The 14,250-nt window shown below is 64.5% G+C and carries 17 protein-coding genes and 1 tRNA gene; 8 read left to right on the forward strand and 10 right to left on the reverse strand.

All coding sequences use genetic code 11. From position 1 onward, the window contains the following. Positions 1-49: 49 nt before the first annotated feature. On the reverse strand, positions 50-1,180 hold the full coding sequence (locus tag LPA34_RS02625; RefSeq protein ID WP_228974572.1) for an enoyl-CoA hydratase/isomerase family protein: 1,131 nt from the start codon (positions 1,178-1,180) through the stop codon (positions 50-52). A gap of 39 nt (positions 1,181-1,219) precedes the next feature. Continuing rightward, entirely contained in the window at positions 1,220-1,963 is a 744-nt protein-coding gene (locus tag LPA34_RS02630) for a TetR/AcrR family transcriptional regulator (protein ID WP_228974575.1), read from the reverse strand. 140 nt (positions 1,964-2,103) lie between these two features. Here LPA34_RS02630 and LPA34_RS02635 point away from each other — a divergent pair, with 140 nt between their 5' ends. After that, on the forward strand, positions 2,104-3,072 hold the full coding sequence (locus tag LPA34_RS02635; protein ID WP_228974576.1) for an NAD-dependent epimerase/dehydratase family protein: 969 nt from the start codon (positions 2,104-2,106) through the stop codon (positions 3,070-3,072). A 30-nt stretch (positions 3,073-3,102) separates the two neighbouring features. Here LPA34_RS02635 and LPA34_RS02640 read toward each other — a convergent pair whose 3' ends face one another. Further along, the gene (locus LPA34_RS02640; protein ID WP_228974579.1) at positions 3,103-3,390 is read right to left on the reverse strand and encodes a DUF1488 family protein; all 288 of its coding nucleotides are present in this window, start codon (positions 3,388-3,390) and stop codon (positions 3,103-3,105) included. A gap of 246 nt (positions 3,391-3,636) precedes the next feature. On the opposite strand from LPA34_RS02640, the gene LPA34_RS02645 reads away from it, so the two are divergent. Both LPA34_RS02645 and LPA34_RS02650 read left to right on the forward strand, forming a co-directional pair. Then, entirely contained in the window at positions 3,637-3,834 is a 198-nt protein-coding gene (locus LPA34_RS02645) for a hypothetical protein (RefSeq protein ID WP_228974582.1), read from the forward strand. Positions 3,835-3,907: 73 nt separating this feature from the next. Further along, entirely contained in the window at positions 3,908-4,261 is a 354-nt protein-coding gene (locus LPA34_RS02650; protein WP_228974584.1) for a hypothetical protein, read from the forward strand. A 41-nt stretch (positions 4,262-4,302) separates the two neighbouring features. Here LPA34_RS02650 and LPA34_RS02655 read toward each other — a convergent pair whose 3' ends face one another. Both LPA34_RS02655 and LPA34_RS02660 read right to left on the reverse strand, forming a co-directional pair. Continuing rightward, entirely contained in the window at positions 4,303-4,635 is a 333-nt protein-coding gene (locus tag LPA34_RS02655; RefSeq protein WP_407672489.1) for a DMT family transporter, read from the reverse strand. A gap of 10 nt (positions 4,636-4,645) precedes the next feature. Continuing rightward, on the reverse strand, positions 4,646-5,143 hold the full coding sequence (locus tag LPA34_RS02660; RefSeq protein ID WP_228974588.1) for a heme-degrading domain-containing protein: 498 nt from the start codon (positions 5,141-5,143) through the stop codon (positions 4,646-4,648). Positions 5,144-5,361: 218 nt separating this feature from the next. On the opposite strand from LPA34_RS02660, the gene LPA34_RS02665 reads away from it, so the two are divergent. From LPA34_RS02665 to LPA34_RS02685, 5 genes are all read left to right on the forward strand, one after another. Beyond that, positions 5,362-5,438 (forward strand) — tRNA-Met (locus LPA34_RS02665). 187 nt (positions 5,439-5,625) lie between these two features. Further along, positions 5,626-6,171: an NUDIX hydrolase gene (locus LPA34_RS02670; protein ID WP_228974593.1), complete on the forward strand. Its 546-nt coding sequence runs from the start codon at positions 5,626-5,628 to the stop codon at positions 6,169-6,171. 13 nt (positions 6,172-6,184) lie between these two features. After that, on the forward strand, positions 6,185-6,922 hold the full coding sequence (gene aat, locus LPA34_RS02675; protein ID WP_228974595.1) for a leucyl/phenylalanyl-tRNA--protein transferase: 738 nt from the start codon (positions 6,185-6,187) through the stop codon (positions 6,920-6,922). A gap of 117 nt (positions 6,923-7,039) precedes the next feature. Then, a complete protein-coding gene (locus LPA34_RS02680; protein ID WP_228974597.1) occupies positions 7,040-7,912 on the forward strand; it encodes an arginyltransferase in 873 nt (290 codons plus the stop codon). Between the two features lie 39 nt (positions 7,913-7,951). Further along, on the forward strand, positions 7,952-8,998 hold the full coding sequence (locus tag LPA34_RS02685) for a quinone-dependent dihydroorotate dehydrogenase (protein WP_267478862.1): 1,047 nt from the start codon (positions 7,952-7,954) through the stop codon (positions 8,996-8,998). A gap of 24 nt (positions 8,999-9,022) precedes the next feature. Here the strand turns inward: LPA34_RS02685 and lepB are convergent, their stop codons facing one another. From lepB to LPA34_RS02710, 5 genes are all read right to left on the reverse strand, one after another. Next, positions 9,023-9,709: a signal peptidase I gene (gene lepB / locus LPA34_RS02690; RefSeq protein WP_228974731.1), complete on the reverse strand. Its 687-nt coding sequence runs from the start codon at positions 9,707-9,709 to the stop codon at positions 9,023-9,025. A 91-nt stretch (positions 9,710-9,800) separates the two neighbouring features. Then, positions 9,801-10,781 carry a Gfo/Idh/MocA family protein gene (locus LPA34_RS02695; RefSeq protein WP_228974598.1) on the reverse strand — a complete coding sequence of 327 codons (981 nt, stop codon included), beginning with the start codon at positions 10,779-10,781 and terminating at the stop codon, positions 9,801-9,803. Positions 10,782-10,898: 117 nt separating this feature from the next. After that, on the reverse strand, positions 10,899-11,618 hold the full coding sequence (locus LPA34_RS02700; RefSeq protein WP_228974600.1) for a FadR/GntR family transcriptional regulator: 720 nt from the start codon (positions 11,616-11,618) through the stop codon (positions 10,899-10,901). Between the two features lie 360 nt (positions 11,619-11,978). Then, the gene (locus LPA34_RS02705; RefSeq protein ID WP_228974603.1) at positions 11,979-12,566 is read right to left on the reverse strand and encodes a flavin reductase family protein; all 588 of its coding nucleotides are present in this window, start codon (positions 12,564-12,566) and stop codon (positions 11,979-11,981) included. Beyond that, complete coding sequence (locus tag LPA34_RS02710; RefSeq protein ID WP_228974605.1) at positions 12,538-14,193, reverse strand: mannose-1-phosphate guanylyltransferase/mannose-6-phosphate isomerase; 1,656 nt, start codon at positions 14,191-14,193, stop codon at positions 12,538-12,540. The genes LPA34_RS02705 and LPA34_RS02710 overlap by 29 nt, the downstream gene beginning before the upstream one ends. Between the last annotated feature and the right edge of the window lie 57 nt (positions 14,194-14,250).

Below are 14,250 nucleotides of genomic sequence, written 5' to 3' on the forward strand. Positions count from 1 at the left end.
TGCTGATTCCGGGCCGTCGCGGCCCGGTTGCCACCGATGCCAACGCCGGCTAGCCCTGAAGCTCACGCAGCGGATGCGCGTCCGCCGGCCACGGGCTCTCGAACATCTTCTCGACCGCTTCGGCCGGCACGTCTTCAATCTGCGCGAAGCGCCATGCCGGACGGTTGTCCTTGTCGATGATGCGTGCGCGGATGCCTTCGATCACATCGCCTTGAGTAAAGCACGAGCGCGTCAGATCGAGATCGCGACGCAGACACTCCGCCATCGATCCCTCCGCGCGTGTCACTACTTCGAGTGAAATTGCCATCGATAGCGGCGAACGTTCGCGCAGCACGGCCGTGGTCTGCTCGGCCCATTCAGCTGCCTCGCACTCCGCTTCCGTTTCCAGCGACTTCAGGATCTGGCCGATGTCGGGCTTCGAAAAATGCCGGTCGATCAGCGTGCGTACCTGCGCGAGGGGCGATGCGTCCGGCCGCGGCACGACCTCGCAGCGCGCCGCCTCACGCGTGACGCACGCCGCCACGTCGGCGCCGGATTCGAACGATTCGCGCTTCAGCGTATCGATCAGCGCGGGCAGCGCGGCGTCTTCGATATAGATATCGGCGAGACCGGCGTAGAGCGCGTCGGCGGCGCCGATCGTCTCGCCCGTGACCGCCAGATAGCGTCCGAGCGCACCCGGCGTACGCGCGAGAAACCAGCTCACGCCGACATCCGGAAAGAGTCCGATGCGCGTTTCCGGCATCGCCATGCGTGTCGAACCGGTCACGACCCGCAGGCCGTGCGTGCGATGGGCGCCCTGCGAAATGCCCATGCCGCCGCCCATCACGACGCCGTTCATCAGCGCGATATACGGCTTCGGATACGTGAAGATCGCGTGGTTGAGCGCGTATTCCTCGATGAAAAACGTGTCCAGCGCGTCGCGTTCGCCGCGTTGCACGGACTCGTACAGAAAGCGGATATCGCCGCCCGCGCAGAACGCCCGCGCATGCTGGCTATGGATGACGACCGCGAGCACGTCGGGATTTTCACGCCAGCCGTCGAGCGCGGCGTGCATCGCGCGGATCATGCCGGTGGAAAGCGCATTCAGCGCTTTCGGGCGTTCGAGTTCAATGAAACCAATATAATTCGCGACATAGGTGACGATCTCGTCGCTCGTCGCGGGTGTTGCGGTGATGGACATGGGCTGCGAAGGGTCGAATGAATCGGGAACTGAACGGTATCACGCGACAGGCGATTCCGGTTTCGCCGTTGCGCGGCGTGTGCGTCTGGCGCGTGGCTTCGGTCCGGTTTGCGTTTGTGATGGCGGCTGCGGATCCGCCGCTGTCTGCGTCACATCCGCGCCCGTGTCCTGCCGGGCGGAACCGAACCACGCGTCGAACGCGACGTCGATCAGTGTGCCGACCGGCGTGCGCGGAAAAACCGGACACGTCAGCTTCAACGCGACGACACCGTGCATCGTTGCCCACAACGCCTCGGCCCACACCTCGCCCTGCGTGGATGCAGGCAGCCGCCCCGCCGCCCTGAGTTCATCGATCGAATCGACCATCAGACGAAACGATGCGTCGCCCGTTTCGTCCGATGCCCCGGCGGCTTCGGTCAGCGCTGCGTCGGTATAGCTGGGATCTTCCATGAAGATCAGCCGGTATGTCTGCGGATGCGCAATGCCGAACGCGACATACGCGTGTCCGAGTGCCCGCAGCCGTTGCGCCGGGTCGGCGATCCGCGCGAGCGGCTCGAAGCTTGCCTGCAACTGCGCATAGCCCTCCGCGCATAAGGCCCGCGCGATCTCGTCGCGGCTCGCGAAATGCAGATACAGCGTGGCGGGTGAATATTCGATGGCGTCGGCGATCTTGCGCATCGACAGCGCAGCAAAGCCCTCACGCATCACGATGCGCCGCGACGCATCGAGGATGCGTTCGCGCAGCGCTACTTTCTGACGGTTCTTTCGTTCGGCGATTCCCATGCTGTGCATTTTGGGGTTGACAAACTGAAAAGTCAAATTAAACTGAACACTGTTCATTGAACATCGTTCAGTTTATTTCAAACGTTAATTTGCATGGCGTACGGGCTCTTCCCGATGCCGCGCTGGAACCAGGGGTCGATATGGAAACTGCAGGGAAAGTGGGTCTGATCGGTGCCGCTGGCGCGGCCGGGCAAAGCATCGCGGCGGCATTGAGCACGGCGGGCCGCCCGTACCGCGCGATCGGCCGCGGGCAAAGCGCCTTGCAGCGTGCATTCGGCAACGATCCGAACGCGGAAATCGTCACGTGGGATCCCACGAATCCGGCATCGGTCAAATCGGCTTTAGCGGGTCTGGACACCGCTGTGTATCTGGTCGGCGTGCCCTACCACCAGTTCGCGACGCACCCGCCGTTGATGCAGAAAACGCTCGACGGGCTGGTTGCAGCCGGCGTGCGGCGGCTGATCCTGATCGGCACCGTTTATCCGTATGGGCGCGCGCAGACGACGCCGGTAACGGAAGCACATCCGCGCAACCCGCATACGTTCAAGGGCAAGATGCGTCTCGCGCAGGAAAATCTCGTGCTCGACGCGCACGGGCACCACGGGCTTGAAACGCTTGTTTTGCGTCTGCCAGACTTCTATGGTCCGGGCATCGAGCGCAGTTTCCTGCATGGCGTATTCGAGGGCGCCGCGCGCGGCGCGCGTGCGCAGATGATCGGCCCGATCGACGTGCCGCACGAGTTTGTTTTCATGCCGGACGTCGGCCCTGTTGTCGAAACCCTGACGCGCACACCGCAAGCATACGGCCGCGTGCTGCATCTGGCCGGCACGGGCACGATCACGCAGCGCGAAATCGCGGAAAAGGCGTACGCGCTCGCGGGCCGCGCGCCAAGGTTGATCGTGGCGGGCAAGCCCACACTGCGCGTGATGGGACTGTTCAACCCGATAATGCGGGAACTGGTGGAAATGCATTACCTCGTAACCGATCCAGTCGTGCTCGACGACACGGCATTGCGCACGCTCATCGGACCGGTCAGCAAAACATCATACGAAGAAGGCATCGCACGATCAGTCGAAGCCGCGCGTCGCGCGGCCATTCGCGCGGCCTGAAATGCGCGGACAGCGCGGTTGACTGAATCCTTACACGTCGGCAACGTTGCCCGGCGGAAAGTGGCCGCTTTTCAGCAGAACCGGCATGCCGTTGCTGATACGCAGATGTTCGCGCGCCACGGCTTCGATGCGCGCGCGGCCAGCGTCGAACGCGCGGCGCCACCCTTCACTGTCGTGGGATTGCGCGCCGAAATGATCTTCGAGCGCTTCGACCGAAATCGCGCACGGCACCGGCTCGCCGTTCACGAGCGCAGGAAACACGAGGGTCAGGTTGAAGTCGCGATAAGCGGGCGCTTCCGCGAGAAAACGAATTTCCATGGTCACCTCATCAGGAAAATCCGGCATGGATCGCATCGCAATCCGGCTGCTTCAAAGCCAGGCGTGCGCAGCACATTATGCTACTCGCTGGCACACATGACCGGCGGCCTTCCGCGCCCTGCCCTTCGTTGACCTGCACTGCCATGCCGGCGGCGACGATTGCCATGCACTTGTCGCCGCCAGCATGGTCGAACCAGTGTAAGCAAGCCACCCAATCTGCCCGGATCCGGAGAAAGCAACGTCGATATGGGAAAATATTTCATGCAGGACACGGAAGTCCCGGAGCCCGATGCCGCCAGCAAGTGGTTTACGTATGCCGGGCGTCACGGCATCGACATGCCGAAAGCCATCAGCATCTGGGAAGACGCGGCAACCGAAAGCGGTGCTGAAAGTCGTCGTATCGTCGGCGGTGCGGGTATCCGCATCGATCCAGAGATCAGTTGACGCACGTCGCCCGGGCGGCCGGCACGCAACCCGCGTCCATCGCTGCACACACTTTCAGTCACAAGGACACACGATGAAGCTATCCGAGCGGCGCTTGCGCCAGTCTGCCCTCTTTGCCGCGGCACGCGTCGCCGCGTTGCCCTGCGCTGCCCTGCTGATCGCGGGCCTCGCCGCGTGTGCGTCGTCGAACACCACGTCGCTGATCAACCTGCCGAACGGCCAGACCGGTTTCGCCGTGAACTGCAGCGGCGCCGATGCCGGGTCGAGCTGGGCGTCGTGCTACGTGCAGGCCGGCCAGGCGTGTGGCGCAACCGGCTACGACATCGTCTCGAAGGACAACGACGAGGGCGGCACCGCGGGCGGCGGCGTCACGAACGTCGTTTCGGCGAACGTGAAGAACCGCTCGATGGTGATTCGCTGCAAGTAGCATTGCGGCTACGCTGACGCACGTACGCGGCGGGCGTACGGTCAATGCGCCTGCATCTTCGAAAACAGGTTGAGCACGACGACGCCCGCGACGATCAGTCCGAGCCCGCAGATCGCGGCAAGGTCCGGCACCTGGCGATAGAGGATCATCGCCACCAGCGTGATCAGCACGATGCCGACGCCCGACCAGATCGCGTAGACGATGCCCACGGGCATCGTCCGGAGCGTCATCGAAAGACAGTAGAACGCGACGAAGTAACCCGCGACGACAATGATTGAAGGCACGAGCCGCGAGAAGCCATCGGCGGCACGCAGCGCGGAAGTCGCGATCACTTCCGCGACGATTGCGATGGCGAGCCACAGGTAGGGAGGCAGACGCATCGGGTCAGGCCTTCGCGAGGGCGAGCTTGCTGTAATCGAATTCGAGCTCTGCGCACAGCGCTTCGACCACGAGCTCATGATCGGCGCGCTGCGGCAGACCCGACACGGTCACCGACCCGATAACACCCGCGCCCGCGACAGTCAGCGGAAACGCGCCGCCATGCGACGCATATTCGCTCGCGGGCAGACCGTGTTTCTCAACGAGCGTCGCGCCGGCCTGCTGCATACGCAGGCCGATTGCGTACGAACTGCGCCGGAAATGCGCGACCACATTGCTCTTCCGGCGCGCCCAGTCGACGTTGTCGGGCGTGGCGCCCTCGAGCGCGCTGAAAAAGAGCGGCTGGCCGAACGTACGCACATCGATCGCAAGCGCGAGGCCGCGCGCTTGCGCGACTTCACGCAGCCACACACCGAGCTGCCACGCACGACCGGTATCGAAGCGGGGAAACACCAGTGCTTTTTCCTGGGCGAGAATCGACTGCAGATCGTGAGCGATGTCCATGGGAGCAGGGAAACGGGAGATGAGAGAGCGAGCCACGCCACGGCGGCTCAGGAAGGGCTCAATTCTAGCGCAGCGCGTTGCCCGAACTTCCCCGTGACCTTCCCCGCGACAGCCACGAGGCGCATGTGCGAAACGCCCGTCACGCAGGCATTGAAGCCGGTTCATAAATAGCTGTTGCGCCAGCTTTCGATCTGTCCTATAATCTTTTCTTCGACGGACGCGGGGTGGAGCAGTCTGGCAGCTCGTCGGGCTCATAACCCGAAGGTCACAGGTTCAAATCCTGTCCCCGCAACCAGCTAGTTTTCGTCGAAACACCAAGGGCTTGCCGATACGGCAGGCCTTTTTTGTTTGCGCATTGCCAATGCGTTCCCATGCATGAGGGAGCCACCTCTTGTGATCGGCGCTTCCAGCTGGAAGTAGCATCGAACGTGAACGGCCGCCCCGGTGATAAACTCCCACCACCGTTCCTCCTCCCCTCGTCCATGAAATTCTGTTCCGTCTGCGGCCACGCAGTCAGCCTCGGCATTCCACCCGGCGACAACCGCGAGCGCTTCATCTGCGCCGATTGCGGCACCGTGCACTATCAGAATCCGCGCAACGTGGTCGGCACCGTTCCGGTATGGGGCGACAAGGTGCTGCTGTGCCGTCGCGCGATCGAACCGCGTTACGGCTACTGGACGCTCCCCGCGGGCTTCATGGAAATGGGCGAAACCACGGCCGAGGCCGCGTCGCGCGAAACGCTGGAAGAAGCCGGTGCCCGCGTCGAGGTGCAGAACCTGTTCTCGCTGCTGAACGTGCCCCACGTGCATCAGGTCCACCTGTTCTACATGGCGCGGCTGCTCGATCCTGACGTCGCCGCGGGCGAGGAAAGCCTCGAAGTGCGTCTCTTCGAAGAGCACGAAATTCCGTGGGACGACATCGCGTTCCCGACCGTCGGCCAGACACTCCGGTTCTTCTTTGCCGATCGCGCGTCGGGCAATTACGGCCTGCACACCGGCGATATCTTCCGCTCGCTGCGCGACGGCTGAGCGGGCCGCGAGCATGGTGCCCTGGCTCGGACCCGACGATCCGTTTCCGCCCGTCGAGCGCGCGCTCGGAGCGGCGAGCGGCGCGCCCGGTCTCCTTGCCGCGAGCGCCGATCTGCTGCCCTCACGGCTCATCGACGCCTACCGGCGCGGCATCTTTCCATGGTATTCGGACGGCCAGCCGGTGCTCTGGTGGAGCCCCGACCCGCGCATGATCCTGCGAACAGGCGAATTCAAGGTCTCGCCTTCGCTCAAGAAGACCCTCAAACGCGTGCTGCGCGACGACGCATGGGAAATCCGCGTCGATCACGATTTCGCGAGCGTGATGCGCGCGTGCGCGCTCGCGCCCCGCCACGGCCAGCGCGGCACATGGATCACCGCGGATGTCGTCGAAGCCTATACGTCGCTGCATCGCACGGGCGACGCGCACAGCATCGAAACCTGGCACGAAGGCCGGCGCGTCGGCGGGTTGTACGGCGTGTCGTTCGGGCAGATGTTCTTCGGCGAATCGATGTTCGCCGACGTCACGGATGCGTCGAAAATCGCGCTCTCCGCGCTTGTCGCGCACCTGCGACGTCACGAAATAGAAATGATAGACTGCCAGCAGAACACGTCGCATCTGGCGTCGCTGGGCGGTCGCGAGATAGCGCGCAAGGCGTTCGTCGCGCATGTCCGCGCGTCTGTCGATGCTCCTTCCATACCCTGGCGCTTCGACAAGACCGTACTGACCGACATCGTCACGCGCGCGGCGTGATGGACAAACTGAAGGGCAAACGGTGGAGCACGGCCGGCGCGAAGGCGATCACGCAGATCGTGCCGCTCATGAACCGCCGGGTTTGCGGGACCCGAAAACGCTTCGAGAGCTGCCAACGTGACTCACCCGAATGAGCTGCCGCTGTCACCGCTTTCGGCGCTGCAATTTTACGCAACGGCGCCTTACCCTTGCAGCTACCTGGAAGGGCGTATCGCACGCTCGCAGGTCGCCACGCCCAGTCATCTGATCAACTCCGACGTCTACACCGAACTCGTCAAGGCAGGCTTCCGGCGTTCGGGCGTCTTCACGTATCGCCCCTACTGCGACGGCTGCCATGCCTGCGTACCCGTGCGCGTGCCGGTCGAGCGCTTCCAGCCGAACCGCACGCAACGCCGCGTATGGAAAAAGCATGGCGAACTGATCGCGTCCGTCGCGCCGCTGCACTACGACGAGGAGCATTACGCGCTCTACATGCGTTACCAGTCGGCGCGGCACGCGGGCGGCGGCATGGATCGCGACAGCCGCGACCAGTATGAACAGTTCCTGCTGCAAAGCCGGATCAATTCGCGGCTCGTCGAGTTCCGCGAGGCGCCGCATGGCGGCCACCCCGATCTGCCTGGCATCCTGCGCATGATCAGCATGATCGACATTCTCGGCGACGGCCTGTCGTCGGTGTACACGTTCTTCGATCCGGACCAGCAGCACGCGAGCTTCGGTACGTACAACATCCTCTGGCAGATCGAGCAGGCGCGCAGCCTGAATCTGCCCTACGTGTACCTCGGCTACTGGATTCGCGAGAGCCAGAAGATGGCGTACAAGGCGAATTTCCGGCCGCTTGAAGGGCTGCACGACGGCCTGTGGAAAGTGTTCGACACCGCGAACATCGATGTTTCTCCGGTCAGCGCGGCCTTATCTGCCAAACCCGCTGCCAATCCCGATGACAAAGCCGATATGAAGCCCGACGGCAAGCGCGGCGATCGCATCGGCTAAAATAGCGGGTTCTCATTTCCGGCCGCCCGGCTTCGTCCTGTGTTCAGCTCACCCTTCTTCAGCTCCCTGTACCCGCTCGCGCGCGCCCAGCTCTTTCGCATGGACGCGGAAGACGCTCACCATCTGACGCTGCGCATGCTGGGCGCTGCCGGCCGCAGCGGCCTTGCCGGCGCACTCGCGCCGCGCGTGCCCGACTCGCCGCGCACCGTCATGGGTCTGACGTTCCGCAATCCGGTCGGCCTCGCCGCCGGGCTCGACAAGGACGGCGCATGCATCGACGGTCTCGCCGCGCTCGGCTTCGGCTCGATCGAAGTGGGTACGGTCACGCCGCGCGCGCAGCCGGGCAATCCGCGCCCGCGCATGTTCCGGCTGCCGGAAGCGGACGCGGTCATCAACCGCATGGGCTTTAACAACGCCGGCGTCGACCAGTTCGTGAAGAACGTGCAGGCCGCGCGCTATCGCGGCATTCTGGGCCTGAACATCGGCAAGAACGCCGACACGCCGATCGAACGCGCCGCCGAAGACTACCTGTACTGTCTCGAACGCGTGTATCCGTTCGCGAGCTACGTGACGGTCAACATCTCGTCGCCGAATACGAAGAACCTGCGCCAGCTGCAGGGCGCGGACGAACTCGATGCGCTGCTCGCCGCGCTGAAGGACAAGCAGCAGCGTCTCGCCGACCTGCACGGCAAGCTGGTACCGCTCGCGCTGAAAATCGCACCGGATCTCGACGACGAGCAGATCAAGTCGATCGCCGGTACGCTGCTGCGGCATCGCTTCGAAGGTGTGATCGCCACCAACACGACGCTCTCGCGCGAAGCCGTCAAGGGTCTGCCGCATGCGGACGAAGCCGGCGGGCTGTCGGGTCGTCCGGTGTTCGATGCGTCGAACGAAGTGATCCGCAAGCTGCGCGCGGAAGTCGGCGACACGGTGCCGATCATCGGCGTCGGTGGGATTTTTTCGGGCGCCGATGCCCGTGCCAAACTCGCCGCCGGTGCTTCGCTGGTGCAGCTTTATACGGGGTTCATCTATCGCGGCCCGGCGCTCGTCGCTGAATGCGCGCAGGCGCTGGCGAACAACGCATAAGCCCGCAAGCCGGCGCGCGGTGTGCTAACCACCGCGCGCCGGCGCGTCGAGCGCCGCGCCGAAACGGTCGAAGCGCGGCTCGTAGAAGTGATCCGGGTCGAGCGAGTACACAACCCGCCGCGTGCGGCCCATCAGCTCATTGCGCGGGAAAAAGCCGAAGTAGCGCGAGTCGGCGCTGTCGTCGCGATTGTCGCCGAGCATCAGGTAGGCGTTCGCGGGCACCGTCACCGGACCGAACGAGCGGCGCGGGCTCGGCGCGATCTCCGAGAGCCGCACCGCGTGCGACACGCCGCCAAAACGCTCGCGCAGATAATCCCCCGGCGACAGTGCATCGCCCGGCAGCGGCAGCTGCTGCATCGGTTGATAATCCGCGCGCACGCCGTTCACGTACAGCACGTTGTCGCGCATCGCGATACGGTCGCCCGGCAGGCCGATCAGCCGCTTCACAATCAGTTCATGCGCCGCCGACGAATCGATCGTCACGATATCGCCGCGCAGCGGATCGTGCAGGTGCGCAATCGCAATATGCGTGAATGGAATGCGCAGGTCGTACGCCATCTTGTCGACGAGAATGCGATCGCCTTCGCGGATCGTCGGCAGCATCGAGCCGCTCGGCACGACGTTCCAGTCGGCCACGGCGCTGCGAAACAGCACCATCAGCGCAAGAAAGGCGATCAGGCTCTTATTGCTGCGCCAGAATTTCATCAACATACGTGTCACGACCTGCTCCTGCGGCAAGGAATCCGAAAGCTCGATCGAAGCGCGGCAGGCTCGCTGCCACGCATCGACCGGGCAGATCGTATCACTCGTCGGCGGCGAAGCGCAGACCGAGCGTCGCGCGCGCGGCGTCGGCCATCGCGATCATCTGCCGCGATTTCGCGTGCGTCATGACCGGACTTTCCATTTGCGCCGCGCGGATCAGCTCGCAGAAGTGCGCGGTCTCGTAGTTGAGGCCGCCGCCTTCGAACGGCGCATCGAGTTCGACGACACGGCCATCCGCGTAACGGATCGTCGCGCGTGCAGGGTTCCACCAGTTTTCGTGGATCGTGACGTGGCCGCCCGTCGCGGCGAGCAGCGCGTCGCCCTTGCCGGCGAGGTCCATGCCGCAGAAGAGCTGTGCGATGCCGTGCTCGTGACGGCTGTTGAGGCTCGCGAACATATCGACACCTGTCGCACCGAGCCGGCCGATGGTCTGCACGTCGAGCGGCGCACCGAGCCAGTCGACGGCGAGAAACATCTCGTAGATGCCGATGTCGAGCAGCGCGCCGCCCGCGTGATCGAACGACAGCGAAGGATGATCCGGCGGCACGCCCGGCACCGAACAGCCCGCGCGCACGAGCCCGATCGCACCGACCGGATCGGCTTCGAGATGCGCGCGCAACTGGCGATAGAGCGGATAGAACGGCGGCTTCATCGCTTCCATGAAGAGCCGTTGCGCGGCGTGCGCCGCCGCGACCACGCGATCGAGTTGCGCCGCGTTGACGGTGGCGGGCTTTTCGCACAGCACGTGAGCCCCGGCCGCGAGCGCGGCGAGCGCGTAATCCGCGTGGCTGTCCTGATGGGTGGCGATATAGACGGCGTCGATGCCGCTCGCGAGCAGCGCGTCGAGGCTGTCGTACACGGCGCCGCCGAATTCCGCGGCGAACGCCGTTGCGGGTTCAGCGCGGCGCGACCACACGGCGGCGATCCGCGTGGCGGGCACGTGCGCGAGACCTTGTGCAAAGCGACGCGCAATGCGCCCTGTTCCGACGATGCCCCAGCGGATCACGGTATCTTCTTTCATCGATGGCTTGTTCCAGTGCGGTTGCTGACAGGCGACATTGTCGCGCATGTGAGCACCGGGCCAACGATATCGCGCTCGCCCCCCTCTGTCCTTCACTGGAACCGCATCGATACCGCTTTAGCCCGACATCGGCCGTTCTGCCTCGAACATGCGACAGATCTCGTCGGCCGTGAAGTCGATCAGCGCACGTGACGCGGCTTCGGCATCCTTCGGGTTGTGACGCTCGATGGCGTCCACCACGCGGGCATGCGTATCGACCGTGGCCTGCCAGACGCCATCCTTCTGGTCGACCACCTCGCGCGCCGCTGAAAGCGCGCCGCGAATGATCGCCGCCATCTGCTGGAAGAACTGGTTGCCGCTCGCGACCAGAATGCGTGTGTGCAGCAGTTCGTCCGCTTCCACGTAACCGGCGTCGCCCGGGTGCAGCGCGCGGAACGCGGTGTACGCATCGCGGATGCTGGCGATCTCGGCGGGCGTCGCGCGTGCGGCCGCCTGCGCCGAGGCGCGTGGTTCGATCAGCATGCGAAACTCGATCACGTCGCGCAGGAAAGCGGGATCCGGCTTCGCCCGAAAGCGCCAGTTCACGACTTCCTCATCGATCATGCGCCAGTCGCGCATGGGCCGGATGCGTGTGCCGATCTTCGGCCGCACGTCGAGCATGTGGCGCGCGAGCAGCATTGAAAGCGCCTCGCGCATCACCGTCCGGCTCACGTCGAAATCCTTCGACAGCACATCCTGCGGCGGCAGCACCGCCCCATACTTTTCCTCGACGATGCCCGTGACGAGCCCATCCATGACCTTGCTCACCAGCGAGCGGTCCTTGTTCGGCTGTTCCATGACACTCTCCCCGATACGGCGTCTGTCGCCTGTGTTGCCCCTTGACCCTGCGCCCTCGTATCTTTGCTGATTGCTTTTCTGTACGTTGCTTCGTTCATACGAGATGCGCCAGTTGGGATACGTCCTGACAGGGTTATCCCTCTGACAAATTGTTTCGTCTGCGTAACGCTCATCCACGAAAGGCTCGCGTTGCATGGCCCACAGGCGGGTATCCCATGAAAAAATTGCACTGCCTTGCATGCGATGCGAGAACGCCACCGGCGCACGCGCACGGTCATACGCGCCACACCGGAATCCCACGCATGAAAGCGCCCGCGCGGTGCGGCCGTGCCGAAAGCGCCAGGCGGCCCACGACGCCGCTCAATGATCGCGTGCGACCGAAGCGTAGCGGCCGCCGAAGAAGACGAGCGGCGCATGCTCGTCGAGCGAGAACGCGAGTACCTCGCCGACAAACAGCGTGTGATCGCCGCATGGATGCCGGTCGACGACGCGCGCGCCGAACCGCGCCACCGCGCGATCGAGCAGCACGACGCCATCGAGTCCGTCGACCTCCGTGAAGCGCGGTGCAAGCCACGTCTGCGGCTCGCCGGCGAAGTGGCGGCTGTGTGGTTCCTGTTCGTCGGACAGCACGCTGACACCGAACAGGTCGCTCTGCATCAGACGCTCGTGCATGCGCGCACGGTGCCCAACCGATACGACGATGAGCGGCGGCTTCAGCGAACCCGACATGAATGCGTTGGCGGTCATCGCGTGCAGCTGGTCGCCGTGGCCCGTCGAGATGACGACGACACCGGTCGCGAAACGGCCCAGCGCGCGACGGAAGTGATGCTCGTCGAAAACCGGCGCACACGGGCTTTCGATCGCAACCGCGGCGCGGACTTCGTTGCAACCGGCCTGACCGGTGCACCCTTCGGCCTCGCTAACGGGAAACGTCCGTGCGTTCATCATCGGTCCCCTTCGCGAGTGTATCGGGTGTGACTTTGCCCGGGGGCACATCCAGCGGTGTGCTGACACGTCCGTATTGATCGTCGAAGCGCACGATGTCGTCTTCGCCGAGATAGCTGCCCGATTGAACCTCGATGATTTCAAGCGGCGTCTTGCCCGGGTTTTCGAGCCGGTGCGTGACGCCGAGCGGAATGTAGGTCGACTCGTTTTCCGACAGCAGAAAACTCTCGCTGCCCCGCGTCACGCGTGCCGTGCCGCACACCACAACCCAGTGTTCCGCACGATGGTGATGCATCTGCAGCGACAGCCGCCCGCCGGGTTTCACCACGATACGTTTCACCTGAAACCGTTCGCCGTGATCGATCGAATCATAGTGACCCCACGGTCGCTGCACCTTGCGATGTTCCTTCGCTTCGGTGCCGCGCCCGGCCTTCAGGCGCCCGACGATCGCCTTCACGTCCTGCACATGGTCCTTCGACGCAACCAGCACCGCGTCGGCCGTTTCGACCACCACGACACCTGACAAGCCGACGCACGCAACGAGTCGTCCATCGGAATGCGCGAAGGTATCGGTCGATCCCTCGAACAGCACGCGACCGCGTCCGACGTTGCCGTCCGCGTCCTTGTCCGATACGTTCCAGACGGCGTCCCACGCACCGACATCCGACCACCCCGCGACGAGCGGCACGACGACGCCGGCAAGCCGCGCATCGGACGTGATCTGTTCCATCACCGCGTAGTCGATCGAATCGGAGGGACACGCCGCGAACGACGCGCGATCGAGCCGCACCGCGCCGTCGTGCCCGATCGACGCAAGCTCGAACGAAGCCGCGCACGCCGACGCAATCGCCGGACCGCACAGCGCGATGGCCGCGAGCCAGACCGATGCGCGCACAACGAAAATGCCGCTGTTCCACCAGTATTCGCCCGACGCCACGTAATGCGCGGCCAGTTCGGGATCCGGCTTTTCGACGAAGCGCGAGATCGCGCGCGCGCCGGCTGCGTCGGACATCGCACCGGTACGGATGTAGCCGTAGCCCGTTTCGGCCCGTTCAGGAGGCACGCCGAGCGCCACGATCGCACCGCTCACCGCATGTGCGACCGCCTGTTCGAGCGCACGGACAAACGCGGCACGGTCGGCGATCAGATGATCGGCGGGCATGACGACGAGCACCGGATCATCGCCCGGCGGTGCATCGGCCTGCGCGGCCAGCGCGGCGATGGTCAGCGCGGGCGCGGTATTGCGCGGCACGGGTTCGAGTACGATCCTCGCAGCCTTGCCGCAACGCTCCAGTCGATCCACCGTCAGTACCCGCAGGTCTTCACCGCACACCACGAGCGGTTGCGCCTTCGTGAAAAGCGGCACGCCGGGGGCCTCGCCAGCATGAACGGCATCCGGTACCGCCACTGGCATGAACGCGCTGTCGAGCCGGCGCACCGTCGCTTCGAGCAGCGACTCGTCCTCGATCAGCCCGATCAGCTGCTTCGGATACTGTTCGCGCGAAAGCGGCCACAGACGCGTACCCGAACCGCCCGCGAGAATCACAGGTTGCACCGTCACTTGCGATGCGACGTTTGTCGCCGGTGCATGGGATGGTTCGAAGACGCACGGTTCGGCAATACGGTTCATGACGGGAGCCCCTGCTGATCTGTTGTCTTTATGGTTTCTACTTGCCGTTTCGCGTGC

The sequence above is a fragment of the Paraburkholderia gardini genome, assembly GCF_907164575.1.
In the GTDB taxonomy this organism is placed as follows: Bacteria; Pseudomonadota; Gammaproteobacteria; order Burkholderiales; family Burkholderiaceae; genus Paraburkholderia; species Paraburkholderia gardini.

What these genes read in the sequence shown, in the direction of transcription:
- LPA34_RS02635 (WP_228974576.1), top strand. Translation starts at nt 2,104, where the DNA reads ATGGAAACTGCAGGGAAAGTGGGTCTGATCGGTGCCGCTGGCGCGGCC.
- LPA34_RS02630 (WP_228974575.1), bottom strand. Translation starts at nt 1,963, where the DNA reads ATGGGAATCGCCGAACGAAAGAACCGTCAGAAAGTAGCGCTGCGCGAA.
- LPA34_RS02705 (WP_228974603.1), bottom strand. Translation starts at nt 12,566, where the DNA reads ATGATGAACGCACGGACGTTTCCCGTTAGCGAGGCCGAAGGGTGCACC.
- LPA34_RS02710 (WP_228974605.1), bottom strand. Translation starts at nt 14,193, where the DNA reads ATGAACCGTATTGCCGAACCGTGCGTCTTCGAACCATCCCATGCACCG.
- LPA34_RS02645 (WP_228974582.1), top strand. Translation starts at nt 3,637, where the DNA reads ATGGGAAAATATTTCATGCAGGACACGGAAGTCCCGGAGCCCGATGCC.
- LPA34_RS02660 (WP_228974588.1), bottom strand. Translation starts at nt 5,143, where the DNA reads ATGGACATCGCTCACGATCTGCAGTCGATTCTCGCCCAGGAAAAAGCA.
- LPA34_RS02640 (WP_228974579.1), bottom strand. Translation starts at nt 3,390, where the DNA reads ATGGAAATTCGTTTTCTCGCGGAAGCGCCCGCTTATCGCGACTTCAAC.
- lepB (WP_228974731.1), bottom strand. Translation starts at nt 9,709, where the DNA reads ATGTTGATGAAATTCTGGCGCAGCAATAAGAGCCTGATCGCCTTTCTT.
- aat (WP_228974595.1), top strand. Translation starts at nt 6,185, where the DNA reads ATGGTGCCCTGGCTCGGACCCGACGATCCGTTTCCGCCCGTCGAGCGC.
- LPA34_RS02700 (WP_228974600.1), bottom strand. Translation starts at nt 11,618, where the DNA reads ATGGAACAGCCGAACAAGGACCGCTCGCTGGTGAGCAAGGTCATGGAT.
- LPA34_RS02650 (WP_228974584.1), top strand. Translation starts at nt 3,908, where the DNA reads ATGAAGCTATCCGAGCGGCGCTTGCGCCAGTCTGCCCTCTTTGCCGCG.
- LPA34_RS02670 (WP_228974593.1), top strand. Translation starts at nt 5,626, where the DNA reads ATGAAATTCTGTTCCGTCTGCGGCCACGCAGTCAGCCTCGGCATTCCA.
- LPA34_RS02625 (WP_228974572.1), bottom strand. Translation starts at nt 1,180, where the DNA reads ATGTCCATCACCGCAACACCCGCGACGAGCGACGAGATCGTCACCTAT.
- LPA34_RS02695 (WP_228974598.1), bottom strand. Translation starts at nt 10,781, where the DNA reads ATGAAAGAAGATACCGTGATCCGCTGGGGCATCGTCGGAACAGGGCGC.